This is a genomic window from Amycolatopsis sp. TRM77291 (assembly GCF_054166285.1).
Genome location: NZ_JBSZHF010000001.1, coordinates 8,981,590 through 9,003,686 on the forward strand (window position 1 = coordinate 8,981,590; position 22,097 = coordinate 9,003,686).

20 protein-coding genes and 1 tRNA gene are annotated in these 22,097 nt (G+C 68.7%); 10 read left to right on the forward strand and 11 right to left on the reverse strand.

All coding sequences use genetic code 11. From position 1 onward, the window contains the following. Nucleotides 1–14: 14 nt before the first annotated feature. From ACXIZN_RS42310 to ACXIZN_RS42330, 5 genes are all read right to left on the reverse strand, one after another. The gene (locus tag ACXIZN_RS42310; RefSeq protein ID WP_457960322.1) at nt 15–1,577 is read right to left on the reverse strand and encodes an FAD-binding oxidoreductase; all 1,563 of its coding nucleotides are present in this window, start codon (nt 1,575–1,577) and stop codon (nt 15–17) included. Next, nucleotides 1,574–3,244 (reverse strand): FAD-dependent oxidoreductase, encoded by a 1,671-nt coding sequence (locus ACXIZN_RS42315; RefSeq protein ID WP_457960323.1) that lies wholly within the window; start codon nt 3,242–3,244, stop codon nt 1,574–1,576. The genes ACXIZN_RS42310 and ACXIZN_RS42315 overlap by 4 nt, the downstream gene beginning before the upstream one ends. 32 nt (nt 3,245–3,276) lie before the next feature. Further along, entirely contained in the window at nt 3,277–4,752 is a 1,476-nt protein-coding gene (locus ACXIZN_RS42320) for an FGGY family carbohydrate kinase (RefSeq protein ID WP_457960324.1), read from the reverse strand. After that, nucleotides 4,752–6,173, reverse strand: coding sequence for an MFS transporter (locus ACXIZN_RS42325; protein ID WP_457960325.1), 1,422 nt, complete (start codon nt 6,171–6,173; stop codon nt 4,752–4,754). The genes ACXIZN_RS42320 and ACXIZN_RS42325 overlap by 1 nt, the downstream gene beginning before the upstream one ends. 130 nt (nt 6,174–6,303) lie before the next feature. Next, on the reverse strand, nt 6,304–7,272 hold the full coding sequence (locus ACXIZN_RS42330) for a LysR family transcriptional regulator (RefSeq protein ID WP_457960326.1): 969 nt from the start codon (nt 7,270–7,272) through the stop codon (nt 6,304–6,306). 119 nt (nt 7,273–7,391) lie between these two features. Here ACXIZN_RS42330 and dnaE point away from each other — a divergent pair, with 119 nt between their 5' ends. Further along, complete coding sequence (gene dnaE, locus ACXIZN_RS42335) at nt 7,392–10,913, forward strand: DNA polymerase III subunit alpha (RefSeq protein WP_457960327.1); 3,522 nt, start codon at nt 7,392–7,394, stop codon at nt 10,911–10,913. On the opposite strand, the gene ACXIZN_RS42340 is transcribed toward dnaE, so the two are convergent. Further along, nucleotides 10,885–11,394, reverse strand: a complete 510-nt coding sequence (locus ACXIZN_RS42340; protein WP_457960328.1) for a DinB family protein — start codon at nt 11,392–11,394, stop codon at nt 10,885–10,887. The genes dnaE and ACXIZN_RS42340 overlap by 29 nt on opposite strands. Before the next feature lie 54 nt (nt 11,395–11,448). Here ACXIZN_RS42340 and ACXIZN_RS42345 point away from each other — a divergent pair, with 54 nt between their 5' ends. The 7 genes from ACXIZN_RS42345 to ACXIZN_RS42375 all read left to right on the forward strand — a co-directional run bounded on the left by ACXIZN_RS42345 (nt 11,449) and on the right by ACXIZN_RS42375 (nt 16,410). Then, on the forward strand, nt 11,449–12,222 hold the full coding sequence (locus tag ACXIZN_RS42345; protein ID WP_457960329.1) for an aminotransferase class IV family protein: 774 nt from the start codon (nt 11,449–11,451) through the stop codon (nt 12,220–12,222). Between the two features lie 14 nt (nt 12,223–12,236). After that, entirely contained in the window at nt 12,237–12,824 is a 588-nt protein-coding gene (locus ACXIZN_RS42350; RefSeq protein WP_457960330.1) for a short chain dehydrogenase, read from the forward strand. 32 nt (nt 12,825–12,856) lie between these two features. Continuing rightward, nucleotides 12,857–13,864 carry a methyltransferase gene (locus ACXIZN_RS42355; RefSeq protein WP_457960331.1) on the forward strand — a complete coding sequence of 336 codons (1,008 nt, stop codon included), beginning with the start codon at nt 12,857–12,859 and terminating at the stop codon, nt 13,862–13,864. Nucleotides 13,865–13,897: 33 nt separating this feature from the next. After that, nucleotides 13,898–14,698 (forward strand): metalloregulator ArsR/SmtB family transcription factor, encoded by an 801-nt coding sequence (locus ACXIZN_RS42360; RefSeq protein WP_457960332.1) that lies wholly within the window; start codon nt 13,898–13,900, stop codon nt 14,696–14,698. 5 nt (nt 14,699–14,703) lie between these two features. Further along, nucleotides 14,704–15,303 (forward strand): dihydrofolate reductase family protein, encoded by a 600-nt coding sequence (locus tag ACXIZN_RS42365; RefSeq protein ID WP_457960333.1) that lies wholly within the window; start codon nt 14,704–14,706, stop codon nt 15,301–15,303. A gap of 104 nt (nt 15,304–15,407) precedes the next feature. Continuing rightward, entirely contained in the window at nt 15,408–16,010 is a 603-nt protein-coding gene (locus tag ACXIZN_RS42370) for a nucleotidyltransferase domain-containing protein (RefSeq protein WP_457960334.1), read from the forward strand. After that, a complete protein-coding gene (locus ACXIZN_RS42375; RefSeq protein ID WP_457960335.1) occupies nt 16,003–16,410 on the forward strand; it encodes a hypothetical protein in 408 nt (135 codons plus the stop codon). The genes ACXIZN_RS42370 and ACXIZN_RS42375 overlap by 8 nt, the downstream gene beginning before the upstream one ends. A gap of 26 nt (nt 16,411–16,436) precedes the next feature. On the opposite strand, the gene ACXIZN_RS42380 is transcribed toward ACXIZN_RS42375, so the two are convergent. Then, a tRNA-Leu gene (locus ACXIZN_RS42380) sits at nt 16,437–16,510 on the reverse strand. Between the two features lie 125 nt (nt 16,511–16,635). On the opposite strand from ACXIZN_RS42380, the gene ACXIZN_RS42385 reads away from it, so the two are divergent. Further along, entirely contained in the window at nt 16,636–16,857 is a 222-nt protein-coding gene (locus tag ACXIZN_RS42385; RefSeq protein WP_005165704.1) for a DUF3618 domain-containing protein, read from the forward strand. A gap of 3 nt (nt 16,858–16,860) precedes the next feature. Here the strand turns inward: ACXIZN_RS42385 and ACXIZN_RS42390 are convergent, their stop codons facing one another. Next, the gene (locus ACXIZN_RS42390) at nt 16,861–17,268 is read right to left on the reverse strand and encodes a hypothetical protein (protein ID WP_457960336.1); all 408 of its coding nucleotides are present in this window, start codon (nt 17,266–17,268) and stop codon (nt 16,861–16,863) included. A 233-nt stretch (nt 17,269–17,501) separates the two neighbouring features. Further along, complete coding sequence (locus tag ACXIZN_RS42395; protein WP_378444830.1) at nt 17,502–18,059, reverse strand: TetR/AcrR family transcriptional regulator; 558 nt, start codon at nt 18,057–18,059, stop codon at nt 17,502–17,504. Nucleotides 18,060–18,180: 121 nt separating this feature from the next. Here ACXIZN_RS42395 and ACXIZN_RS42400 point away from each other — a divergent pair, with 121 nt between their 5' ends. Next, nucleotides 18,181–19,641 carry a flavin-containing monooxygenase gene (locus tag ACXIZN_RS42400; protein ID WP_457960337.1) on the forward strand — a complete coding sequence of 487 codons (1,461 nt, stop codon included), beginning with the start codon at nt 18,181–18,183 and terminating at the stop codon, nt 19,639–19,641. Nucleotides 19,642–19,709: 68 nt separating this feature from the next. On the opposite strand, the gene ACXIZN_RS42405 is transcribed toward ACXIZN_RS42400, so the two are convergent. Next, a complete protein-coding gene (locus tag ACXIZN_RS42405) occupies nt 19,710–20,180 on the reverse strand; it encodes a helix-turn-helix domain-containing protein (RefSeq protein ID WP_126732732.1) in 471 nt (156 codons plus the stop codon). Nucleotides 20,181–20,589: 409 nt separating this feature from the next. Beyond that, nucleotides 20,590–22,097 (reverse strand): LCP family protein (locus tag ACXIZN_RS42410; protein ID WP_457960338.1); only part of this gene is annotated, 1,508 nt, incomplete at its 5' end.

The following is a 22,097-nucleotide window of genomic DNA, read 5'->3' on the forward strand; positions in this document are numbered from 1 at the left end:
TCCACAGTGGTCGATCAGCTCGTGGAGTCAAGGGGGTTCGGCCCGAAGTCACTGGGCAACCCGAGTTTGCCCGGGTTGAGCAGGCCCTGCGGATCGAGGGTTCGCTTCACGGCGACGAAGGTGTCGAAGCCCGTGCCGAGCGTGTCCGCGAGGTACGGTCCGCGAAGCAGACCGGAACCGTGGTGGTGGCTCAGCGCGGCCCCGTTGCGCACGAGCACGGCATTGGCCGCGTCCCACGCCGAGCGGTACCAGTGCCGCCGCTTCTCCGGCTCCACGTCGCCGCGCAGCGAGAAGTACAGGCAGGCGCCGTCGGTGTAGGCGTGGGACTGGTGCGCGGACGCGGCCAAGGTGCCGGGAACGGCCTTGATCGCGGCCACGACCTCGTCGTAGATCACGGGCAGCGCCGACCACGGGCCTGCCATCTCGAGGGTGTCGGCGACGAAACCCGGGCCGGGGGTGAATCCGTCGGCCGACTTGCCGACCAGCATCCGCTCGTCCAGCCAGCGCTCGAAGAGGGCCTCACCGTCCAGTTCGGACCCGGTCGCCGCGCAGACCTCTGAGCTGACACGGAGCATCGCGTCGACCAGCACCGGGTCGCCTTCGTCGGCGATCAGCAGCAGGTTGGTGTCCGGCAGGCCGAAATGCGTTCCGCTCTCCAGCTTGTCGTAGAGCCGCATCGCGGCCGGGGTCGCGCCGCGCTGCATGATCAGACGGCACGCCTCCAGTCCCTCGGCGAAGGTTTTGAAACCGTAGGCGACGGCCTTGGCATAGCCGGGCAGCGGATGGGTGCGCAGCCGCACGGAGGTGATCACGCCGAGCGTGCCCTCCGAACCGACGAACAGCTGGCGCAGGTCGGGGCCGGTGGCGGCGCGCGGGTAGTCGCCGAACCGGGCGAGCGTGCCGTCGGCCAGCACGACGTCGAGGCCGACCACCATGTCTTCGATCTTCCCGTAGCGGGTGGAGAGCTGACCCGCGCCGCGGCAGGCCACCCAACCGCCCACAGTGGACAGTGCGAAGGCCGACGGCCAGTGTCCCGTGGTGGCACCGTGCGCCTTCTGCAGCTCGGTTTCGAACAGGTCGCCGAACATGCCTGCCTGCACGTCGACGATCTGGGAGTCCGCGTCGAAGGACAGGATCCGGTTCAGCCCGCAGACGTCCAGCACCACCCCGCCGAAGACCGGGAGCGCCGCGCCGGTGACGTTGCTGCGCCCGGCGGACACGGTCAGCGGCACCCCGTGCTCACCGCACAACCGGACCACGGCCTGGACCTGCTCGACCGTGCTCACTTCGGCGATCACCGCGTCCGGGGTCGCCGGGTTCCCGGCGGTCTCGCCGATCATCGATCCGGCCCACCAGTCACGGGTGCGCAGCACGACCTCGTCGTGGTCGGTGTGCACCGCGTCCGCGACGCCCCGCAGCGACTCGGTCAGCGCGGCGGGCACGGCGACGGTGGTCGTCTGCAACGAGGCCGCGCCTTGGCCGGGTGGGGTGCGGTCGCCCCAGCGTGGCGGCGTCGGCGCGCCGACCACGTACTTGCCCCGGTTGAACGGGTGGGCGATGGCCTGGCTGCTGATCATACGTTGTCTCCCAACAGAATCGACTTCTCCCGGGCGACGTCCGCCCGATAGTCCTCCACTTGCGCGGCCACGGTTTCCTGCGACAGCCCGAGTTCGGCGCCGAGCAGTTCGCCCACGAGCGGAGCGGCCTCGACGGAGGCGTCCCTGGCGAACAACCGCAGCCGGGTGCGCCGGGACAGCACGTCGTCCACCGAACGCGCCATTTCCGACCTTGCCGCGAACACGACCTCGGCCTTGAGATGCGGCTGGCCGGGGATGAGCGGCTCGCCGAGCGCCGGGTCCTCGTCGACGAGCTCGCTCACGAAACGGGCTTCGGTGCCGTAGCGGCCGCCGAGATGCGCGGCGATCCCGCCGGTCGCCGCGGTGGCCTCGGCGTCGTATCCGGCGCCGCCGAGCAGAGGCAGGTTCTTGGTGCGGCAGCGGGCTTTCCGGTCCAGCAGGCCGAGGGCCTTGTCCACGACGAGTTCGCCCATATGCCTGCTCGTGGTGAGCTTGCCGCCGGTCACGGTGACCATGCCCGAGGCGACGGTGATGTGATGATCGCGCCGCATGTCGAGCGTGGTGCCCTCGGAACCGCCGACGAGCGGCCGCAGACCCGCGTAACCGCCCAGCACGTCTTCAGGACCGAGCTTGGTGTCGAAGGCGATCGTGGCGCCTTCGAGCAGGAACTCCATCTCGTCGCGGGTGCAGTGCACGTCGTCGGTCGGGCCGTCGTAGTCCGTGTCGGTGGTGCCGACGACGACCACATCACCCCAGCGGGTGCACGTCGCCCGCCTCGCCCGGCCCGGGATCGGCACCGTCACCGTGCAGTCGTTGCGGATCTTGGACCAGGGCAGCACGATGTGGACGCCCTTCGCCGGGCGCACCTGAGGCCGGTGTCCCGCGGAGGCCATGCCGTCGACGCTGTCCGCCCACACCCCGGTCGCGTTGACGACCACGCGTGCCCGGACGTCGATCCGCTCGCCGTCGGCATCGACCGTCGCACCGGTCACCCGTCCGCCGGTGGTGCGGAGACCGGTCACCTCGGCACCGTTGACGACGACCGCGCCGAGCCTGACCGCACTGCGCACGATCGCGAGGGTCAGCCGGGCGTCGTCGGCGCGGCTGTCGTAGTACATCAGCCCGCCGCGCAGATGGTCCGCGCGCAGGGTGGGGGCGTGCGCCAGCACCTCGTCGACCGTGAGCCGCTGGTGCAGTTTGCCGATCCGCCAGCCGCCCGCGAGGTCGTATGTCCACAAGAGACTCTCGAAGGCGCGGGCGATCCTGGCGTCGAAAACGCCGTCCTTCGCCAGGATCGGGAACAGGAAGGGCAGGCGCTGCACCAGATGCGGGGCGTTGCGGCGGAACCGCTGGCGCTCCAGCAGGGAATGCCGCACCAGATCCAAGTTGCCCTGTTCGATGTAGCGCAGCCCGCCGTGCACCATCTTGGACGATTTGGACGACGTCCCCGAGGCGAAGTCGTCCCGTTCGACCAGCGCGACCGACAGACCGCGGGAGACGGCGTCCAGCGCGGTGTAGGCGCCGGTGATCCCGCCTCCGATCACGAGCAGGTCGAACTCGCCGGTGTCGAGTCCGGTGAGCGCGGTGCGACGGTCCAGCCGCAGTGGTGCCGAAGGGGTCGCTCCCGCGACGACGGCGTTGGGCCGCCGGGACGGCAGTGTGAACATCGAGAAGCCTTTCCGATCAGAACAAGGGGTATTCACGACAGCGAAACGGCGAGCACGTCTTGCCAGCGCGCCCGCAGCTTCAGCCGGTCGGTTTCGGCGAGGCCGGGTTCGAAGATCCGCTCCGGGGGCCGGTGGGCTACCGCGTCGGCCAGCGACGGCCACAGCCCGAGCCGCGTGCCGGCGAGATAGGCGGCGCCGCGCAGGCTGGCGGTCGCCGAATCCGCCACCCGCTCGATGGCGAGACCGGTGAAATCGGCCTGGCTCTGGAGCAGCGCGTCGCTCGCCGCCAGACCGCCGCCCACCCGCAGATGCGTCATCGGCCGGTCCATGGTCGTCCGCAAGGCGTCGACGGTGTCGCTCACCGCGTGGGCGATCCCGTCGATCACCGCGCGTGCCAGGACTTCCCGTGTGGTGGCCAAGCTCAGCCCGGCCAGCACACCGCGCGCTTCGGGCCGCAGCACCGGCGTGCGCAGCCCGGCGAGCGTCGGCACGAACCAGGTCGCCTCGCCACTCGGCTGGGTCGCGGCCAGCGCGCTGATCTCGGCCGCCGACGTGAACAGGCCGAGATCCTCGGTGAGCCAGCGCAGGGCGGAGCCGGTGGTCGAGGTGTAGGCCTCCAGGCTGAACCGGCTGTGGCCGCGGCTACGCCAGGCGACCAGGCACAGCACGCCGTCGAGCCCACCCACCGCCTCGGGCGGTTCGTCACCGGCCAGCGCGCCGACGAACGTGCCGGTGCCGTGGACGCAGGTGCCCTGGCCCGGCGACAGCGCGCCGAGCGCGATCAGCGAGGCGTGCTGATCGCCCATGACCGCCGCGATCGGCACACGGATACCGAGCAGTTCCGGGTCCGTGTACCCGTAATCGCCGTCGTCGTCTTGGGGCGGCGGTGCCAGCTCGGCGGGAAAACCGAGTGCTGCCAACCATTCCTGGTCCCACGCGTGCTCACGCAACCGATATCCGCCGAACGCGACGGCGTTGGTCGCCGAGATCGTGAAGCGCTCGCGACCGCTGAGATGCCACACCAGCCAGGTGTCGACGGAACCGAACAGCACCCGCTCCGCCGGGACGTCGAGCCGCTCGAGTTGCCGTGCCGCCCACAGGAACGGGGCGCGAGTCCCCACCGGACGCCCGGTCGCCGGCCACAGGTACCGGTCCCACTCCGGAGCGAGCTGCGCCAGCTCCGCGGCGTAACGGCTGTCCTGCCACACCACGGCGGGGGCCAGCGGACGACCGGTCTCCCGGTCCCACAGGACGGCCGTCGCCCGCTGCGTGCAGATCGACATGCCCTCGATCTCCACGCCGTTCCCGGCCGCCCACGCCACCGCTTGACGGGCGACGTCGAGGGTCCGGTCCAGCAGCTGCATCGCGTCCTGTTCGACCTGCGCCGGTTCGGGGTGGCTCACGTCGATGGAGGTGTAGAAGGAGGGCCCGCACCTGCCGTCCTCGCCGACGACGGCCGCCCTCGTGCCGGTGGAACCCTCGTCGACGGCCAGGATCCCGCGCCGCATCAGGCGCTCCCGAGCCTGAGGTCGATCGTCTCGTCGTCGGGGTCGATCCCGCTGCGCGTGGGGTCCCAGCGCACGATCAGGCACGAGACCAGGCCGAGGAACGGCACCACCGCGAGCAGGGCGATCGTCGGCCCGAGGCCCATCGCCTCCTTGATCTGCGGGAACACGTACAGCCCGATGACGCTGCCGAAGCTGCCGAGCATCCCGGTCACCCCGGTGCCGAGCGTGCGGATGTCGCTGCGGTAGGACAGCGCCGCGATCGACTTGCCGTTCGCGCCGGGGCCCGCGGAGTGGAAGAAGATGAACAGGAACGGGAGCAGGAAGCCGACGGCGATGGGCAGCTTCCCGAAACCCAGCCCCATCACCAGCAGGATGGCGAACGCGAACGCGTAACCGATGGCCGAGCTCGTCCGGAGCCCGATCTTCCTGCCGACGTACGCCGACAGCGCGCCGCCGATGATCCCGGCGATGTTGAAGATCATCGAACCGAGGGTCGCGGTCTGGAACGCCTGCCCGAAGATCGCCAGGCTGATCACCGGCAGGTACCACCCGACGGCGAAGTACTGCATCGACTGCGTCAGCGAGATCGCCGTGGACAGGAAGGTCCGCGGCAGATACGGCTTGCGGAACAGCACGCCCGCGTGCCGGAACCCGATCTTCTGTTCCGTGGCGGGATCCGGCCCGCTGCTCGCTCCGGGGGTCACCTGGAAACCGTAGATCCGGCGGAGGCTGACCGCGGCCTCGGCGAGCCTGCCCTTGGCCGCGAGCCACGACGGGCTCTCGACGAGGAACGTCACCTGCAGGACCAGCAGCACGATCGCGAAGACACCGGCCGAGCCGACCGACCACCGCCAGATCCCCACCCCGGCGTCGAGGTGGAAGAACACCAGCGTCAGCCCCAGGTTCACGGTGGTGGCGACGTACCAGACGGACTGCCAGAGGTTGAGCCGTCCGCGCAGTTTCGCGGGGGTGTACTCGGCGAGCATGGCCATCGCGACCGCGAAGTCGATGCCGTAGGCGACACCGACCAAGCCGCGACCGAACCACACCTCGCCGAAGCCGCCCGCCGTCGCCGTCAGCACGGCGCCGATCGCCGCGATCGCCTTGGCGGCGATGAGCGGTTTGACGCGCCCGACGCGGGCGGCCAGCCAGCCGCCGATCGGGTTGAACAGGATGGCGACCGCGGGCGCGGTCGCGGTCAGCACGCCGACCTGGGTGGAGCTGAGGCCGAGTTCCTTGATCATCGGCGACAGGCCGGCGCCGAGCGCGGCGTTGGAGTAGGCGTCCAGGAACAGGCCGCCCAGCACGAGGTACCACAGCAGATTCGCCTTGCGCGGCAACCTCGAAAGGCTGTTGATCAGCGCGGCTACCTGGGAAACGTTCGAGATCGAGCCTGTCGGGCTGAGCGTCGATGAACTCATGGACCGCCAACTTTCTGCGCTGGCTGTCAGCGATCCGACACAAAAAAACAGACACGACGAAGACCGCTGACAGTGGCTCTTCGTCTGTGCCTGTCTGAAGGGAGAAGAGTAGATCCCGATCCGTGGCCCGTCAAGACGGTGCTCGGTCCGGCCACAAAGGACAGTCGTCGGCCGCGCTCATCGCCTCCCGGTCCGACACCGGGAGCCACTGCCGCTCCGGGTCGAACGGCCGGTAGGCGGAGCGGACGTGCTCGATCAGCGACCGCAGCGTCGGGTGCCGGTTCTCGTACCGCCACAGCAGGGAGAACGGATACACCGGCGTCGGGTCGACGAGCGGGATCTGGACGACGTCCGGATGCCACGGCACGTGCATTTTCGCGCCGACGAAACCCAGCCTGTCCGTCGACTCGCTCAGCACCTCGATGTGGTGTTCGAGCCCGAAGTTCGGGCCGTCGGTGTCGACCAGGATGCCGAACTCCGGGCACAGTTCCTGCCAGAACTCCGCCCATTCGCTGGCCCGCGCGTTGTAGGGCATCCACGCCGTCAGGCCTGCCAGCTCCGCCATCGCGACCCGGCGCCGCCGTGCGAGCGGATGCCGTCGTCCGACCAGCAGGTTCGCCGGCTCCAGGTAGGCGGGCGTGCGGGCGATGCCCGGGGACGGCACGGTGCTGACGCGGGCGAAGGCCGCATCGACGGAATCCGGCAGCAGGGACCGGCGCATCGCGCCCAGCCCGGGCGTGACGATCTCCAGTTCGTCGTCGTGTTCGGCGTGGAAGGCCCGGACGACCTCCATGGTCGCCAGCCGCGTGCCGAGGACGTCGACGCGCAGCGCCCGCCGCCTGCCGCGGAGGCGTTCGACGGCCTGGTCCGCGAGGCTGATCAGCGCACGGGCGTGAGTGAGGAACTCTTCGCCGTCTTCGGTCGGCTCGGCCCCGCCGCGGGTCCGTGACAGCAGCCGCACGCCGAGATCCGACTCCAGCTTCGCGACGCGTTTGGAGATCGCCTGCTGGCTGATCTCCAGCCGGATAGCCGCCTCGCTGAAGTACCGGTCGTCGGCCACCGCGACGAACGCGCGCACCGCGCCCAGATCCAGCTCCACTGTGTCTCCCTACAACTTCTGGTTGTCGACGGTCGCGTGTCGCTTGTTGGACAACATCGGCACGGCGACGGTCCAATCGCCGCGTCGGACCGGAATCGTACAACCGTGGGGAGTGACCGGTGGACTCCTTCGTGCACCTGCACGTTCATACCGAGTACTCGATGCTCGACGGCGCGGCCAAGATCGCGCCCCTGTTCGCCGAGGCCAAGCGGCTCGGCATGCCCGCGGTGGGCATGACCGACCACGGGAACATGTACGGCGCGGACGAGTTCTACCGGCAGTCCGTCCAGGCGGGGCTCAAACCGGTGATCGGCATCGAGGCCTACCTCGCGCCGGAGTCCCGTTTTCACAAGAAACCGGTGTCCTGGGGACGGCGTGGGGACGGCGGCGACGTCTCCGGTGGCGGCGCCTACACGCATATGACCATGCTGGCGGAGAACGCGACCGGGTTGCGGAACCTGTTCAAGCTGTCCTCGCTGGCCAGCCTGGAGGGTTACTACCGCAAACCCCGGATGGACCGCGAACTCCTCGCCCGGCACCACGAAGGCATCATCGCCACCACCGGATGCCCGTCGGGCGAGGTGCAGACCAGGCTCCGGCTCGGGCAGCCCGGCGAGGCGATCCAGGCGGCATCGGACTACCGCGACATCTTCGGCGCGGACGGCTTCTTCCTCGAACTGATGGACCACGGGCTCCCGATCGAACGGTCCGTGCGGGACGGGTTGCTGGACATCGGCCGCAGACTCGGGCTGAAACCCTTGGCCACCAACGATTCGCATTACGTCACGCGGGACAAGGCCGCCGCGCATTCGGCGCTGCTGTGCGTCCAGTCCGGCAAGACCCTCGACGATCCCGGCCGGTTCAAGTTCGACGGCGACGGCTACTACCTCAAGTCCGCGGAGGAGATGCGGGAGTACTGGGACACGGAGGTCCCAGGCGCGGCGGACTCCACGTTGCTCATCGCCGAACGGATCGAGCCGTACGACGACGTCTACCGGCACGTCGACCGCATGCCGGTCTTCGAGGTCCCTGACGGGCATGACGAGGAGTCCTGGCTACGCGAGGAGGTCGCGGCCGGGCTGCGGCGTCGTCTGCCGGACGGTGTCCCCGAGGCGTACCTCGCCCGCGCCGAGTTCGAGATCGGCGTGATCGCCGAAAAGGGTTTCCCGGCGTACTTCCTGATCACCGCCGACCTGATGAACCACGCGCGCCGCGTCGGCATCCGCGTCGGGCCGGGCCGCGGCTCGGCGGCGGGCTCGCTCGTGGCGTACGCGCTCGGCATCACCAACCTGGACCCGATCGATCTCGGCCTGCTCTTCGAACGGTTCCTCAACCCGGAGCGGGTCTCCATGCCGGACATCGACATGGACTTCGACGACCGGCGCCGCGGCGAGATGATCCGGTACGCCACCGACAAGTACGGTGCCGAGCACGTCGCACAGGTGATCACCTTCGGCACCATCAAGACGAAGGCGGCCATCAAGGACGCCGCCCGTGTCCACTATGGACAGAGCGGATACGCGATCGCGGACCGGATCTCGAAAGCGCTCCCGCCGCCCGTCGCGGCGAAGGACATCCCGCTCGCGGGGATCGTCGAGCCGGGCCACGAGCGGTACGCCGAAGCGGCGGAAGTCCGCGCGCTGCTGGAAGGCGACGGTGAGGCGGCCAAGATCTTCGAGACCGCGCGCGGTCTCGAAGGCCTGATCCGCAACGCCGGCGTCCACGCCTGCGCCGTCATCATGTCGAGTGAACCGCTGCTCGACGCGATACCGTTGTGGCGGCGGGACGACGGCGCGGTCATCACCGGCTGGGACTATCCGTCGTGCGAGGCCATCGGCCTGCTGAAGATGGACTTCCTGGGCCTGCGGAACCTCACTGTCATCGGTGACGCGCTCGACAACATCAAGGCCAATCGCGGCGAGGAGATCGATCTCGACACGCTCGGCGTCGAGGATCCGGCGACCTACGAACTGCTCGCCCGCGGAGACAGTCTCGGCGTCTTCCAGCTCGACGGCGGCGCGATGCGGGATCTGCTGCGCAGGCTGAGGCCGACCGGATTCGGCGACATCATCGCGGTGAACGCGTTGTACCGGCCGGGCCCGATCGCGATGAACACGCACAACAACTACGCGGACCGCAAGAACGGCAGGCAGCCGATCGAGTCGATCCACCCCGAACTCGCCGAGCCCCTACGCGAGATCCTGGCCGAGACGCACGGCCTGATCGTGTACCAGGAACAGATCATGCGGATCGCGCGGGACGTAGCGGGCTACTCCATGGGGCGCGCCGACGTGCTGCGCAAGGCGATGGGCAAGAAGAAGAAAGAGGTACTGGAGAAGGAGTTCGAGGGTTTCCGCGACGGCATGGTCGCCAACGGCTTCTCGCGCGAGGCCGTGCAGGCCCTTTGGGACGCGATCCTGCCGTTCGCCGGCTACGCGTTCAACAAGTCCCATGCCGCCGGCTATGGCCTGGTCGGCTATTGGACCGCGTACCTGAAGGCGAATTACCCGGCCGAGTACATGGCGGGCCTGCTGACTTCGGTGGGGGACAACAAGGACAAGTCGGCGGTCTACCTCTCGGAATGCCGTCGGCTGGGGATCAAGGTGCTGCCGCCGGACGTCAACGAATCCGGGCTCCGGTTCTCCGCGGTGGGGGACGCGATCCGGTTCGGGCTGGGCGCGGTGCGCAACGTCGGCGCGAACGTCGTCGACGCGATCATCAAGACCCGGCAGGAGAAGGGGAAGTACGCGTCGTTCACCGACTTCCTCGGCAAGTCGGAACTGGTGGCCTGCAACAAACGTGTCATCGAATCCCTGGCCAAGGCGGGTGCGTTCGATTCGCTCGGGCATACGCGGCTCTCGATCCAGCGAGTGCACGAGGACGCGGTGGACGCCGTGGTGCCGCTGAAGCGCAAGCAGGCGATGGGCCAGTTCGATCTCTTCGGGCCGGGTGAGGAGAGCGACGACGGCACCTCGCCGCTCGCGCACCTCAAGCTCGGTGTCGAAGAGTGGCCCCGTAAGGAATTGCTCGCGCACGAACGGGAAATGCTCGGGCTGTACGTGTCCGCGCATCCGCTCGATGGCGCCGAACACGCCCTGCGGGCGCACGCGCCCCGGCCGATCGCGGCGATCCTCGACAATCCGCCGCGCGAGGGTGAACTGGTCGTCGCCGGGATCGTCACGTCACTGGAGCGGCGGGTGAACAAGAAGGGCGAGCCGTGGGCGATCTGCACGATCGAGGATCTGGACGCCGCGCTCGAAGTGCTGTTCTTTCCCAAGGCGTACGCGCTGTTCGCGGCGGATCTCGCCGAGGACGCCGCCGTCCGCGTCAGCGGCCGGGTGAACTGGCGGGAGGACAAGATGTCGGTGTTCGGCGGCGGTCTCGTGCCGCTCGATCTCTCCGCGGCGGGCGACGGTGAGCCGCCGCTGACGCTGCACGCGACCGCCGAGCGGCTGACCGAGGACGCGGTCCTCGAACTGAAGCGGACTTTGCTGGCGTACAAGGGAAGAACCCCGGTCCGCGTCGAACTCGCCGGGACGTTGTACGCGCTCGACGACTATCCGGTCGCCGTCAGTTCGATGCTTCTCGGCGAGCTGAAGTCCATCCCCGGCGTCACACCGAGCCGCGCCGCAGCAACCTGAGCTGCCCGATCTCGGCCACGTTCTTCATCAGTTCGGAGTTCACCCAGGCGACAGTGTGGGCGAAGGTCAGCCCGGCGTCCTCGCCCCACGGATAGGCGGAAGGCGCGTCCAGGTCGGTGTCGGTCAACCGATCCAGCACCGCCAGCCATTCCTCGCGGAGACCGCGCAGCCACTCGATGGTGGAATCTTCGCCGGGCCAGGTGATTTCCTCGCGCTCGCGCGGAGCCCGTCCGTTCGCGTGATCCAGCGCGACACTCCACCACCAGCCGATATGCCAGGTGAGCCAGGCGATCGTGGGGACCGGGATCGGGTCGGGTTCGGTGCCGGCCCAGTCCGGGGTGCCGTCCGGCCGGATCGTCCAGCACCGGGCCGAGGGCTCCCAGCGGAAGTCCGCCGGTTCGAGATCGGCGAGGTGGTAATCGAACAACGACCAGGTCAGATCGAACTGCCAGCGCGACAGCTCGGTACGCGATGCGGACACCCGCGGGATCCTTCCGCCGGGGCACGGCGCCCGCAACCGGATTACGGTGCGGGCATGAGTCCTCATGTCGCGCAGCTGAACGGCCGGACGGCGACCGCCGAAGAGCTGGCGCCGCTCGCCTTCGCCGGTTTCGCGCATTTCACCGCCATGCAGGTGCGGGACGGCCGGGTGCGCGGTCTCGACCTGCACCTGGGCCGGCTCCGCACCGCCTCGCTGGAGCTGTTCGGCGACGCCCTGCCCGACGACCGGATCCGTTCGTATATGCGCGAGGCACTGAAATCCGGCCCGGCGGACGTCTCCCTGACCGTGACGGTCCACCTGCCGGGTGACCTCGAAGTCCTGGTGCGCACCCGGCCGCCGGCGTCCGGTCCGGCGGGGCCGCTGGCGCTGACGGCCGTGGAACACGAGCGCGCCCTCCCCGCCTTCAAGCACACCGGCGAGATGGCGAAGACGTACTACCGGCGGCGGGCTATCAGCGAAGGTTTCGACGACGCGGCGTTCGTCGACCGTCGGGGCAGGCTGAGCGAGGCGACGATCTGGAACCTCGCCTTCTGGGACGGCGATACGGTGGTGTGGCCGGACGCCGACCTGCTGGCGGGGACCACGATGGGCGTCGTCCAGCGGCGGCTGGGGGCGCTCGGTGTGCCGCAACGGGTCCAGGAGGTCACGCTCGCCGAATCGCCGGGGCTCGCGGGCGCGGTGGTCATGAACTCGTGGACGCCGGGGATCGCGGTCCGCCGGATCGGCGCGACGCCGCTGCCGGAAGCGACGTCGTTCGTCACGGCGCTGCACCGGGCTTACGAAACCGAACCACTCACGCGACCTTGAAGGGAAAGACGCCGATGAAGATCCTCGTGATCGGTGCCACCGGGACGATCGGAGCCGCCGTCTCGTCGGTACTCACCGCGCGCGGGCACGCCGTGCTCCCCGCGTCCCGCTCCGGTGAGGTCAAGGTGGACGTCGAGCAGCCCGCCACGTTCGACGAGCTCTTCGCCGCCGAGCCGGGGATCGAGCACGTCGTGTGCTGTGCGGGGAGCGGCTCGCTGGTGCCGGTCGACGGCGGTACCGACGAAGAGTTCACCCAAGGGCTGCAAGGGAAACTGCTCGGTCAGGTGTTCCTGCTGCGGCGCGCGATCCCTCATCTGCCGGATGGCGGCTCGGTCACCTTGACCGCCGGCCGGATCCCGGAGACGTTGCGCGGCAGCGCTTTCGGCGTCCTGACCAACGCCGGTCTCGAAGAGTTCGTCGCCGCGGCCGCGCGTGAACTGCCGCGCGGCATCCGGGTCAACGCCGTCAGCCCCGGCTGGGTGAGCGAAACCCTCGCCGCGCTCGGCGAGCCGGAAGGCGGCACCCCGGCGGCCGACGTCGCGCGGAGCTATGTCGAAGCCGTGGAGAACGCGAGCCTCACCGGGCGCACGCTGGTGCCGTAAGTCGCTTGACCGCGCTGCCACAGTGGACAGCCGTGACCACCCATGACAAGGACAGACAGGAATTCCTCCGGCTGGCGGGGCTCGCGACGCCGATGGCGCTGCGGGTCGCGGTGACCTTGGGGCTGCCGGACAGGTTGTCCGGACCCTGCGCGGCCGTCGACGATCTGGCGGCGGAGCTGGGCCAATCCCCGCTCGCCCTCGGCTTGTTGCTCGGACATCTCGCGACCCTCGGCGTCGTCGAGGCGACTCCGGACGGCTATCGCACCACCGAGTACGGGGCGAAACTCCGCGCAGACGCGGGGAACGGGCTCGCCGGGCTCCTGGACATGAACGCCGCCGGCGGGCGCGGTGAGCTGGCGTTCATCGAACTCGCGCATAGCATCGCCACCGGCGAGGCGGGCTACATCCGCCGCTATGGCAAGGACTTCTGGACGGATCTCGCCGAGAACCCCCGGCTGCGGGAGACGTTCGACCGCCAGATGACCCAGCGGTTCCTGGCGCAGGCGCCGCGATTCGTCGCCGGATTCGACTGGTCCCGCTTCGGCACGCTCGTCGACGTCGGCGGGGGTCACGGCAGCCTGCTCGCCGCGATCGTGAAGGCCAACCCCTCGATGCGAGGCCATCTCGTCGACCTCGCGCCGACCGCCGCGGCCGCGGAACGGGAACTGCGCGCGCAAGGCCTCGAAGACCGCGTCGAGGTCACCGCGGGCAGCTTCTTCGACCCGCTCCCGGCAGACGCGGACGCCTACCTGCTCTCCGACATCCTCCACGACTGGGACGACGAGCACGCCCATCGCATCCTGGCCCGCTGCGCCGACGCGGCCGGCCAGAGAGGCCGGATCCTCGTCATCGAGGCGGTCGGCGGGCTCGGGGCCCAGACCGAATGGGACCTGGTCATGCTCGTGCTCTACGGCGGCCGAGAGCGGCGCCTCGACGAACTTCGCGACCTCGCCGCCGCACACGGGCTGGTCCTCGACTCCGTCACCACCCTGACCGAGGAGCGAAGCCTCCTGGAGTTCCATCGCCAAGATATTCCTTGACAGGAATATTCTGCTAAGTGAATACTTCTGGGCATGGAGCAGATCGCAGCGGCACTGGGGGACGGAGCGAGGCGGCGCATCGTCGAGCTTCTCGCCGAGCGGCCGAGATCCGTCGGTGAACTCGCCGAGCTGACCGGCCTGCGGCAGCCGCAGACCACGAAGCACCTGCAGACCCTTGCCCGCGCCGGCCTCGTGACGGTCTTCCCTCTGGGGCAGCGCCGGGTCTACGCCGTCGAAGCGAGCCCGCTGAAGGACTTCGAAGGACGGCTGCGGGCGCTGATCGCGACCATCGAAGCGAACGAGGGCGAGCGAGATGTCCTCACGCGCTATCAGGCCGCGATCTCCGCGGACACCGCATCCGCGGACCGGGATCGGTGGGCGGACGGCCGGGCGTTCACGTTCGACCGTCTGCTCGCCGCGTCACCGGACGAGGTCTGGCGGCATTGGACCGAGCCCGCGCTGCTCGCGTCCTGGTGGGCGCCGCCTTCGATGACCGTCACCGACTGCGTCATCGAGCCGCGGGCCGGGGGACGGGCCGTACTCGACTACCGCGACGCCGAAGGGCGATACCGCTCCTCGGGCGAGGTCCGCGCCGCGACCGAACCCGAACACCTCGAATTCGACCTCTCGGTGCTGGATGCCAAGGGGGACACCTTCTTCACCGGTCATTACGACCTGAAGTTCACCGAGGCGCCGGGCGGGACCCGGCTCGGGCTCCGCCTGCGCATCACCGAAACGACCGTCGAGGCGGTCCCCTTCATCGCCGGTATCGAAACCGGCTGGGGCCAGGTGCTCGACAACCTCGCAGCTCAGCTCACCCAGGAAAAGGACTGAACGACATGACGAACCCGACCCGCCGCCGCGTCACCGCGAACATCAGCCTCACCCTCGACGGCCACTACAGCGGCCCCGGCGGCCCTGGCGACATGGGCGCGATCGTCTCGTACGCCACCACCGACGTCGCCCGCGCCCACCTCGCGCGTATCCACGAGACGGCGACCACGGCGGTGCTCGGCAGGCTGAACGCCGAAGGCTTCCTGGGCTTCTGGCCGGCCATCGCCGCCGACGAGAACGCCGACCCGCGCGACCGCGCCTACGCGAAGTGGCTGGTGGACGCCGAAAAAGTCGTCTTCTCCACGACCCTGACCGAAGCGCCCTGGGACCGCGCCCGCGTCGTGAACGCCCCTGTCGCCGACGTCATCACCGACCTGAAGGCGAACGGGGAAGGCGACATCCTGGTCAACAGCAGCGCCAGCGTCATCAAGGCCCTGCTCGCCGACGACCTGCTCGACCGGCTGTACCTGATGATCTGCCCCGAGATCACCGGCGGCGGGCAGCGGCTGTTCGCCGACGGCCTGCCGGCGTCGAAGTGGGCGCTGGCTTATCAGGAGGTCGGGGAACTGGGGGAGATGGCGCTGGTCTACGACCGGGCGCGCTAAGCCCGGGTGCCGTACTATAAGACAGGTGAATGTACTATAGTTGGCATTCCAGTACTATAGTTGCCAGTCTCGGGAGTCGGGCAGTGGACTTGAGCCGGCCGTTGATGACGGTCACCCCAACGCTCGACGGCGACGTGCTCGCCGTCCTCGCCGGCCATGACGGCATTTTCACGACAGGGCAGTTGCATCGCCTGCTGGCCAGGCATTCGGAGGAGGGGATCCGCAAGGTGCTGCGGCGCCTGGTGAAGCAGGGCGTGGTGGAGTCCGACCGGGTCGGCAACGCCTTCACGTACCGGCTCAACCGCGATCACCTCGCGGCGGAGCACATCATCGCGCTCGCTCAGCTGCGGAAGACCCTCCTGGAACGCATCGAGGATCGCCTGGAGTCTTGGCAGGTCCCGCCGGTGTACGCCGCGGTATTCGGCTCGGTGGCACGCGGGGAGGCGACGGAGGGCAGCGACGTGGACCTGCTGTTGATCCGGCCCGATGACGCCGACGCCGACCGCTGGGAAACGCAGGTCGATGAATTGGCGGTCGAGGTGACCCGCTGGACCGGCAACGACACCCGTCCCCTGGAGTTCGCCGAAGCCGAACTCGCCGAACGGGCTTACGACGAGGCTGTTCTGCGTGACGTGGCTCGAGACGGGCTGACCGTGGCCGGGAGCCGGGCATGGCTGACCGGTCATCTGCGAAAGAGAAATGGCTGACGTGCGGATCAGGAAATGCGACGCGAGCGTTCAGCGGGGGCGGCTGCACAAGGCGACCCAGTTCAACGAGGCGGCGGACATGATCCGCGAACTCGCCGATGAGCACGAGGACATCGCCGCTGCGTACGTGACCTTGTGCGTTCACGCCGGCATCGCGGCCTCCGACGTCATCTGCTGTGCCAGGTTGGGCGAACACGCGCAGGGTGAGAACCACGACGAAGCGATCGGTTTGCTGGCTCGGGCCGACAAGGAGACCGCGAAGCACCTGCGAGCCCTGCTCAAACTGAAGACCAAGGCGGGCTACAGCCACACTCCGGCCACCGTCGACGAGTTCAAGCGTGCGGGCAGGGCGGCACAGACGCTGGTCGAAACAGCCCGACGGGTGGCCACCGCACGCTGAGTCCAAGCGTCTCGAGCAGGTGAGGGTGGGCCCGGAGAGACTCGAACTCTCACTGGCACGGACCTAAACCGTGTGCCTCTGCCAATTGGGCTACGGGCCCCCAGTACTGCCCCGAAATCGTAGCGTGCGACACGATCCGCGTTTCTCGGCGTGGCCGGTGCCACGGTACGGGGTGGCGTCCTCTAACGTGGGCTTCCAGCAAGTCCGTCGCGGCGAGGAGGACACGTGGCTCGCGATCCCGAGACCATCGAGCGTGAGATCGAGCAGGCCAGGAACGCGCTGGTCGCCACGCTCGACCAGCTGGGCACGAAGGCGAACCCCGCGAAGCTGGTGGATTCCGCGAAGACCGGTCTGCGCGCGAAGCTGGACGAGCCCAAGGTGAAGTACCCGCTCATCGGCGGGGCGGTGCTGATCGGCGTGCTGCTGATCCGCAAACTCCTGAAGTAGGTCTCAGGAGGTCTGGGCCGCCTTGGCGGGTGTCTTGGCGGGCTCGGGCTTCTCCTTGGACTTCGCCTCGTCGACGGCCTTCGGGAGTTCCTTGCCCTGAGGCACCGGCGGCTTGGCGGCCTTCTCCTTGGCTTTGCCGTTCGCCGGCGGAGGAACCTCGAGCGGTTCGATCTCCGGAAGCGTGAGCCTCGCCGTCATATAGGCGGCGGTGAACTCGAGCGCACTGCCGTTGAGCAGGTGCACCACCGTCGAATGTTCCGGCGGGGACAGCTTCTCGACCAGCTGGTCGGCCCGGTCCCGTGCCGCGATGATGCCCGGCGCGCGACCGGTCAGTTCCTTGCCGGAGCCGCTGACCGTGACCTTCCAGTCGCCGTCCTCCTGGACGTACGACGCGGTGATCGGTTCGGTCATCCGCCTCACCCCTCTCCTCGCGAGCATGCGTCACTCAATGGACTCGGTCACGCCGCCGTCATGACGCCACTTTCGGGTGGTGGCGCCCCCTCCTGACGGAGGCCGCGACTGTCCATCAGACTTTCTACAGTGTCATCGATACAGTAGGACAACTCTGTGTCACAAGACACTGGCGGCAATGTGCTCTGAGTGACGACCGAATGGCCTAATGCACGAGCATCTTCACAGTCGTTTCAGCGGGCCCGCGCGGACAGGCCTGACCAGAGCACATCCATGGCGTATCCGGTGGCCGTTTCGGGGCTGACGTCCTCGTGCCGTTCGCACCAGATCGCGAGCCGCTCGCACGCCCCGACGACGAACTCCGCGGACGCCTCGGCGCGGAGGTCGTCCCCCGCGTCGAAGTAGTCACCCATCAGTGCGGCGATCAGGTCGGTCTGCTGGCGCCGGGTCTGCTCGATCTCGTCGGCGGCGCCGGTCCCGATCAGGGCCATCTCGTGGCGGAGCAGCGACCAGGCCTGCCGCCGTTCCCGGATGAAGACGAAGAAGGCGAGCAGTCCGCGCCGCAGCGCGTCCTCGGCGGACGTCGCGCCCACGGTCGCCTGTTCGGTGACCTCGCGCAGCGCCGCCCGGGACTGCTGGATACAGGCCAGCAGCAGTCCCTCTTTCGAGTTGAAGTACTCGTAGAGCATCGGCTTGGAGACCCCGACGCGTTCCGCGATGTCGTCCATCGACGCCGCGCTGTAGCCGCGTTCGGCGAAGACCTCTTCAGCGATTTCGATCATCTGCCGCATCCGCTCTGCTCGTGGCATGCGTTTGCGCTTCGCCGTCGTCACCACAACACTCTACCGAAGGTAACCTACTTCGAGTAAGGTGGACTTCCGGTAACAGGTAAAACGAACGAGAGGTCGGGTCATGGGCAACCGCACCGAGACCGGTGTCGTCATCGTCGGAACCGGCTTCTCCGGGCTGGGCATGGCCATCCAGCTGCGCAAAGAGGGCCGCGAGGACTTCGTCATCCTGGAGAAGGCCGACGACGTGGGCGGCACCTGGCGGGACAACACCTACCCGGGCTGCGCCTGCGACATCCCCTCGCACATGTACTCGTTCTCGTTCGAGCAGAACCCCGGCTGGTCCCGCGCGTACTCACCGCAGCCGGAGATCTGGCAGTACATGCGCGACGTCGCCGCGAAGTACGACCTGCACCGCTTCATCCGCTTCGGCCAGGAGATGACCGGCGCCCGCTGGGACGCGGACGAGAACCGCTGGCACGTCGCCTCGAAGTCGGGCGACGAGTTCGTCGCGCCCGCGCTGGTCGCCGGGGTCGGCGCGCTGCACCTGCCGCAGATCCCGAAACTGCCCGGCATCGAGCGCTTCAAGGGCCGCGCCTTCCACTCCGCGCGGTGGGAACACGACTACGACCTCACCGGCAAGCGCGTCGCCGTGGTCGGCACCGGCGCGAGCGCGATCCAGTTCGTGCCTCGGATCGCGAAGGACGTCGCCGAACTGACGCTCTTCCAGCGGACTCCGCCATGGATCATGCCGAAGCCGGACCGCGAGATGCCCGAAGCGCTCCGGAAGACGTTCAGCTCGGTGCCGCTGCTGCAGCGCGCCTTCCGCAACTTCCTCTACTGGGGTCTCGAAGCCCGCGCGATCGGCTTCAACGGGCAGCCGTGGGTGATGAAGATCGGCCAGCGCATCGCGAAGCGCAACATCCACAAGAGCGTCAAGGATCCGGAACTGCGCCGGAAGCTGACGCCGGACTACACCATGGGCTGCAAGCGGGTCCTGGTCTCCAACGACTACTACCCGGCGCTCGCGCGGGACAACGTCGACGTCGTGACCGACGGCGTGAAAGAGGTCCGCGAGCACAGCGTCGTCGACGGCGCCGGCGTCGAGCACGAGGTCGACGCGATCATCTACGGCACCGGATTCCACGTCACCGACGCCTTCGACGATCTGGAGATCATCGGCCGCGACGGGCGCAACCTCGGCAAGGAGTGGTCGACCGAGGGCATGCGGACGTATCAGGGCATCACCGTGTCCGGGTTCCCGAACCTGTTCTTCCTGCTCGGCCCGAACACCGGGCTGGGGCACAACTCCGTGGTGTTCATGATCGAAGCGCAGATCTCCTACGTCGCGCAGGCGCTGCGGCTCGCCCGCGGCAAGGCGCTCGACCCGCGGCCGGAGGCGCAGGAGCGCTTCAACACCGAAATCCAGCGCAAACTCGCGAAGGGCATCTGGACCCAGGGCGGCTGCAAGAGCTGGTATCTCGACGCGAAGGGCGTCAACCGCACGATCTGGCCGGGCTTCACCTGGCGGTACTGGCTCGACACCCGCAAGGTGCGCCGCGAGGACTACGAACTCCTCGGCTGAAAAAGAGGGGGAGGTCCGTGAAAGCCAAGATGGGGGGCATGGCTCTCACGGACCGGGGAACGCCGCGCTCATGAGGGGTTGAGCCGGCGAAGCCTTCCGATGAGATCGACGGTGGGGATGCCGCAGAGCTCGGCCATCCGCTCCAGCGCCGCGAGGTCCAGATGGACCTCGGCGGAGCCGTTGTCACCCGACCGTTTGAGCCGGTCGTCCGCCCACCGCCGAAGGGGGAGCAGTTCCTCCTGCTCGTCCTTGATCACCTGGCGCAGGTCGATCCGGACGCGGCCCGGTTCGTCCACGAACACCCGGCGATGCACCTTGGCCAGCAGATCCTGTGGCAGCTCGTCCATCGCGACGCACAGTTCGACCAGCCGCACCACGGAACAGTGCCGGGTGCCCAGCTCGTAGGTCGCCAGCGTCTGGAGCGAGATCTCGCTCTGCAGATGCTGGTTCAGTTCCTTGCGTGTCCAGCCACGTTTACGGCGGAGCTTGCGGAGCTCGTCTCCGAGTATCCGCTGATAGCTCTCAGCGTCGATCAGCACTCCCCATCCCCTGCCTTGCCAACCTTCTCCACCGCCCGCCCCGTGTGACAAAACCGGGGACGAGCGCGCTCACGTGTATGAAAGTCGGCAGGGACGCCGCTCTTACGCGGTTTCGGGGGTGCTTTTCCTATCGATTTTGGCTCGCTGGGCCGAATGGGTGAAGGAAAGGGCGTGCGGAGGGGTGTTTGAGTGGTCGTCAGGGCTCATCCGGCCGTTGCGCCGCGTGGGGTGGGCGTGTCGCGAAAGCCACTTTCGGGACATCTGACGTCCTGAAAGTGGCTTTCGCGACGCCACTTTCGGGACATCTGACGTCCTGAAAGTGGCTTTCGCGACATGTGCCGGAGGTGGTGCCGCGCCTGAGTGCCGGCGCAAGCCGCTGCGAGCCCGCCTGCCCGGAGGAGCGCCTGCGTCAGTTGACGCAGGGCACGCCTTCGGCCGTGATCGGCTTCTCGGCGGACTGCTCGGGCGGGGGCGCGGCGGCCGACGAGCTGGCGGCGTTCTGCGAGGAGCCGGAGCCTTCGGCACCGCTCGGCGCCTTGAAGTCCGAGCCGAGGAAGACCGTCACGTGCCCGGCCTGGACGCTCTTGTCCTCCTGGACGGTCGGGTTGCCGCCGAGCGCGTCGGCGACCGCCTGGCCCGCCGCCTTCTCGCCCTTGGCGACCCAGACCACCGTCTTCTTGCGCGCGCTCGCGGTGGCCGTGTCGCCCGCGGTGAAGCCCTTGTCGACGAGCTGCTTCAGCACCGACGAGGCCAGCCCGTCCCGGTTGGTCGAGTTGCGGACGTCGACCGTGGTCGCCTTGTTGGGCGACTCGGCGGGCGGCGCCTGCTGCTGTTCGCCCGGCTGCGGGCCCGCGAGCCCCTGCACGAAGTTCTTGACCTGCTTCGGGTCGACCTGGATGGCGACGCCGTCGTTCGGGGTCTTGTACTCGATGTTGACGATCGGGATCGTCCGGAACTCGAGCTGACCGCCGGTCAGGCTCTTCATCTGCTGCGCGAAGCCGAAGACGTCCCAGTTCTGGTTGAGCACGACCGACTTCTTGATGGCGGTGATCAGGTCGTTGAGCTTGCCCGGGTTCGCGAGCGTGCCCGCCGACAGCACCTTCCGCGCCATCCCGGCCATGAACACCTGCTGCCGGACGACGCGGTCGAGGTCGCCGCGCGGCAGCCCGTGCCGCTGCCGGACGAAGCCGAGCGCCTCGACACCGGAGATCGTGTGCGGGCCCTTGGTGAACTTCGCGCCGGAGAACTGGTCGTTGACGTCGTTGTTGAGGCAGACGTCGACGCCGCCGATGGCCTGCGTGATCTCGCTGAAGCCCAGCAGGTTGATGGCGGCGTAGTTGTCGATGGTCGAACCGGTCAGCTGCTCGACCGTCTTGATCAGGGTCTTCGCCCCGGCCTCGTTGGCCTTCTGGTCGAGTTCCTTCGGGTCGGAGACGCCGTTCTCCTGTTGCTTCTTGCGCTCGTCGAGCATCGCGCGGGCGTAAGCGGAGTTGATCTTGTGCTTTCCGTAGCCGCCGGGGATGTCGACGTAGGAGTCACGCGGCAGCGAGATCGCGACGGCCTTGGAGCCGTCGTTCGGGATGTGCACGAAGATCAGCGAGTCGGTGTTCAGCTCGCCGTCCGCCTGCCCGGCGCGCAGCTGGGCCAGGAGCTCCTTGGACAGTGGGTTGCCCTGCGCGTCCGTGCGGCTGTCGAGACCGACGAGCAGGATGTCGCGGGCGCCGTCGGCGGGCTTGTCGCCTTCGTCCGCGCCGATGCCGACGTTCGCGAAGGTCAGGCCGTCCATCGCGGCCCACGCGTACCCGGTCAGGCCCATCACCAGCAGCGAGACCAGGCCGAGAGCGATCTTGGGGCCGCGGAACGACCGCCGCGGGGCCGGGCGCCGGGGCGGGCCCGCGGCCGGGCGGGCGTTCCGGG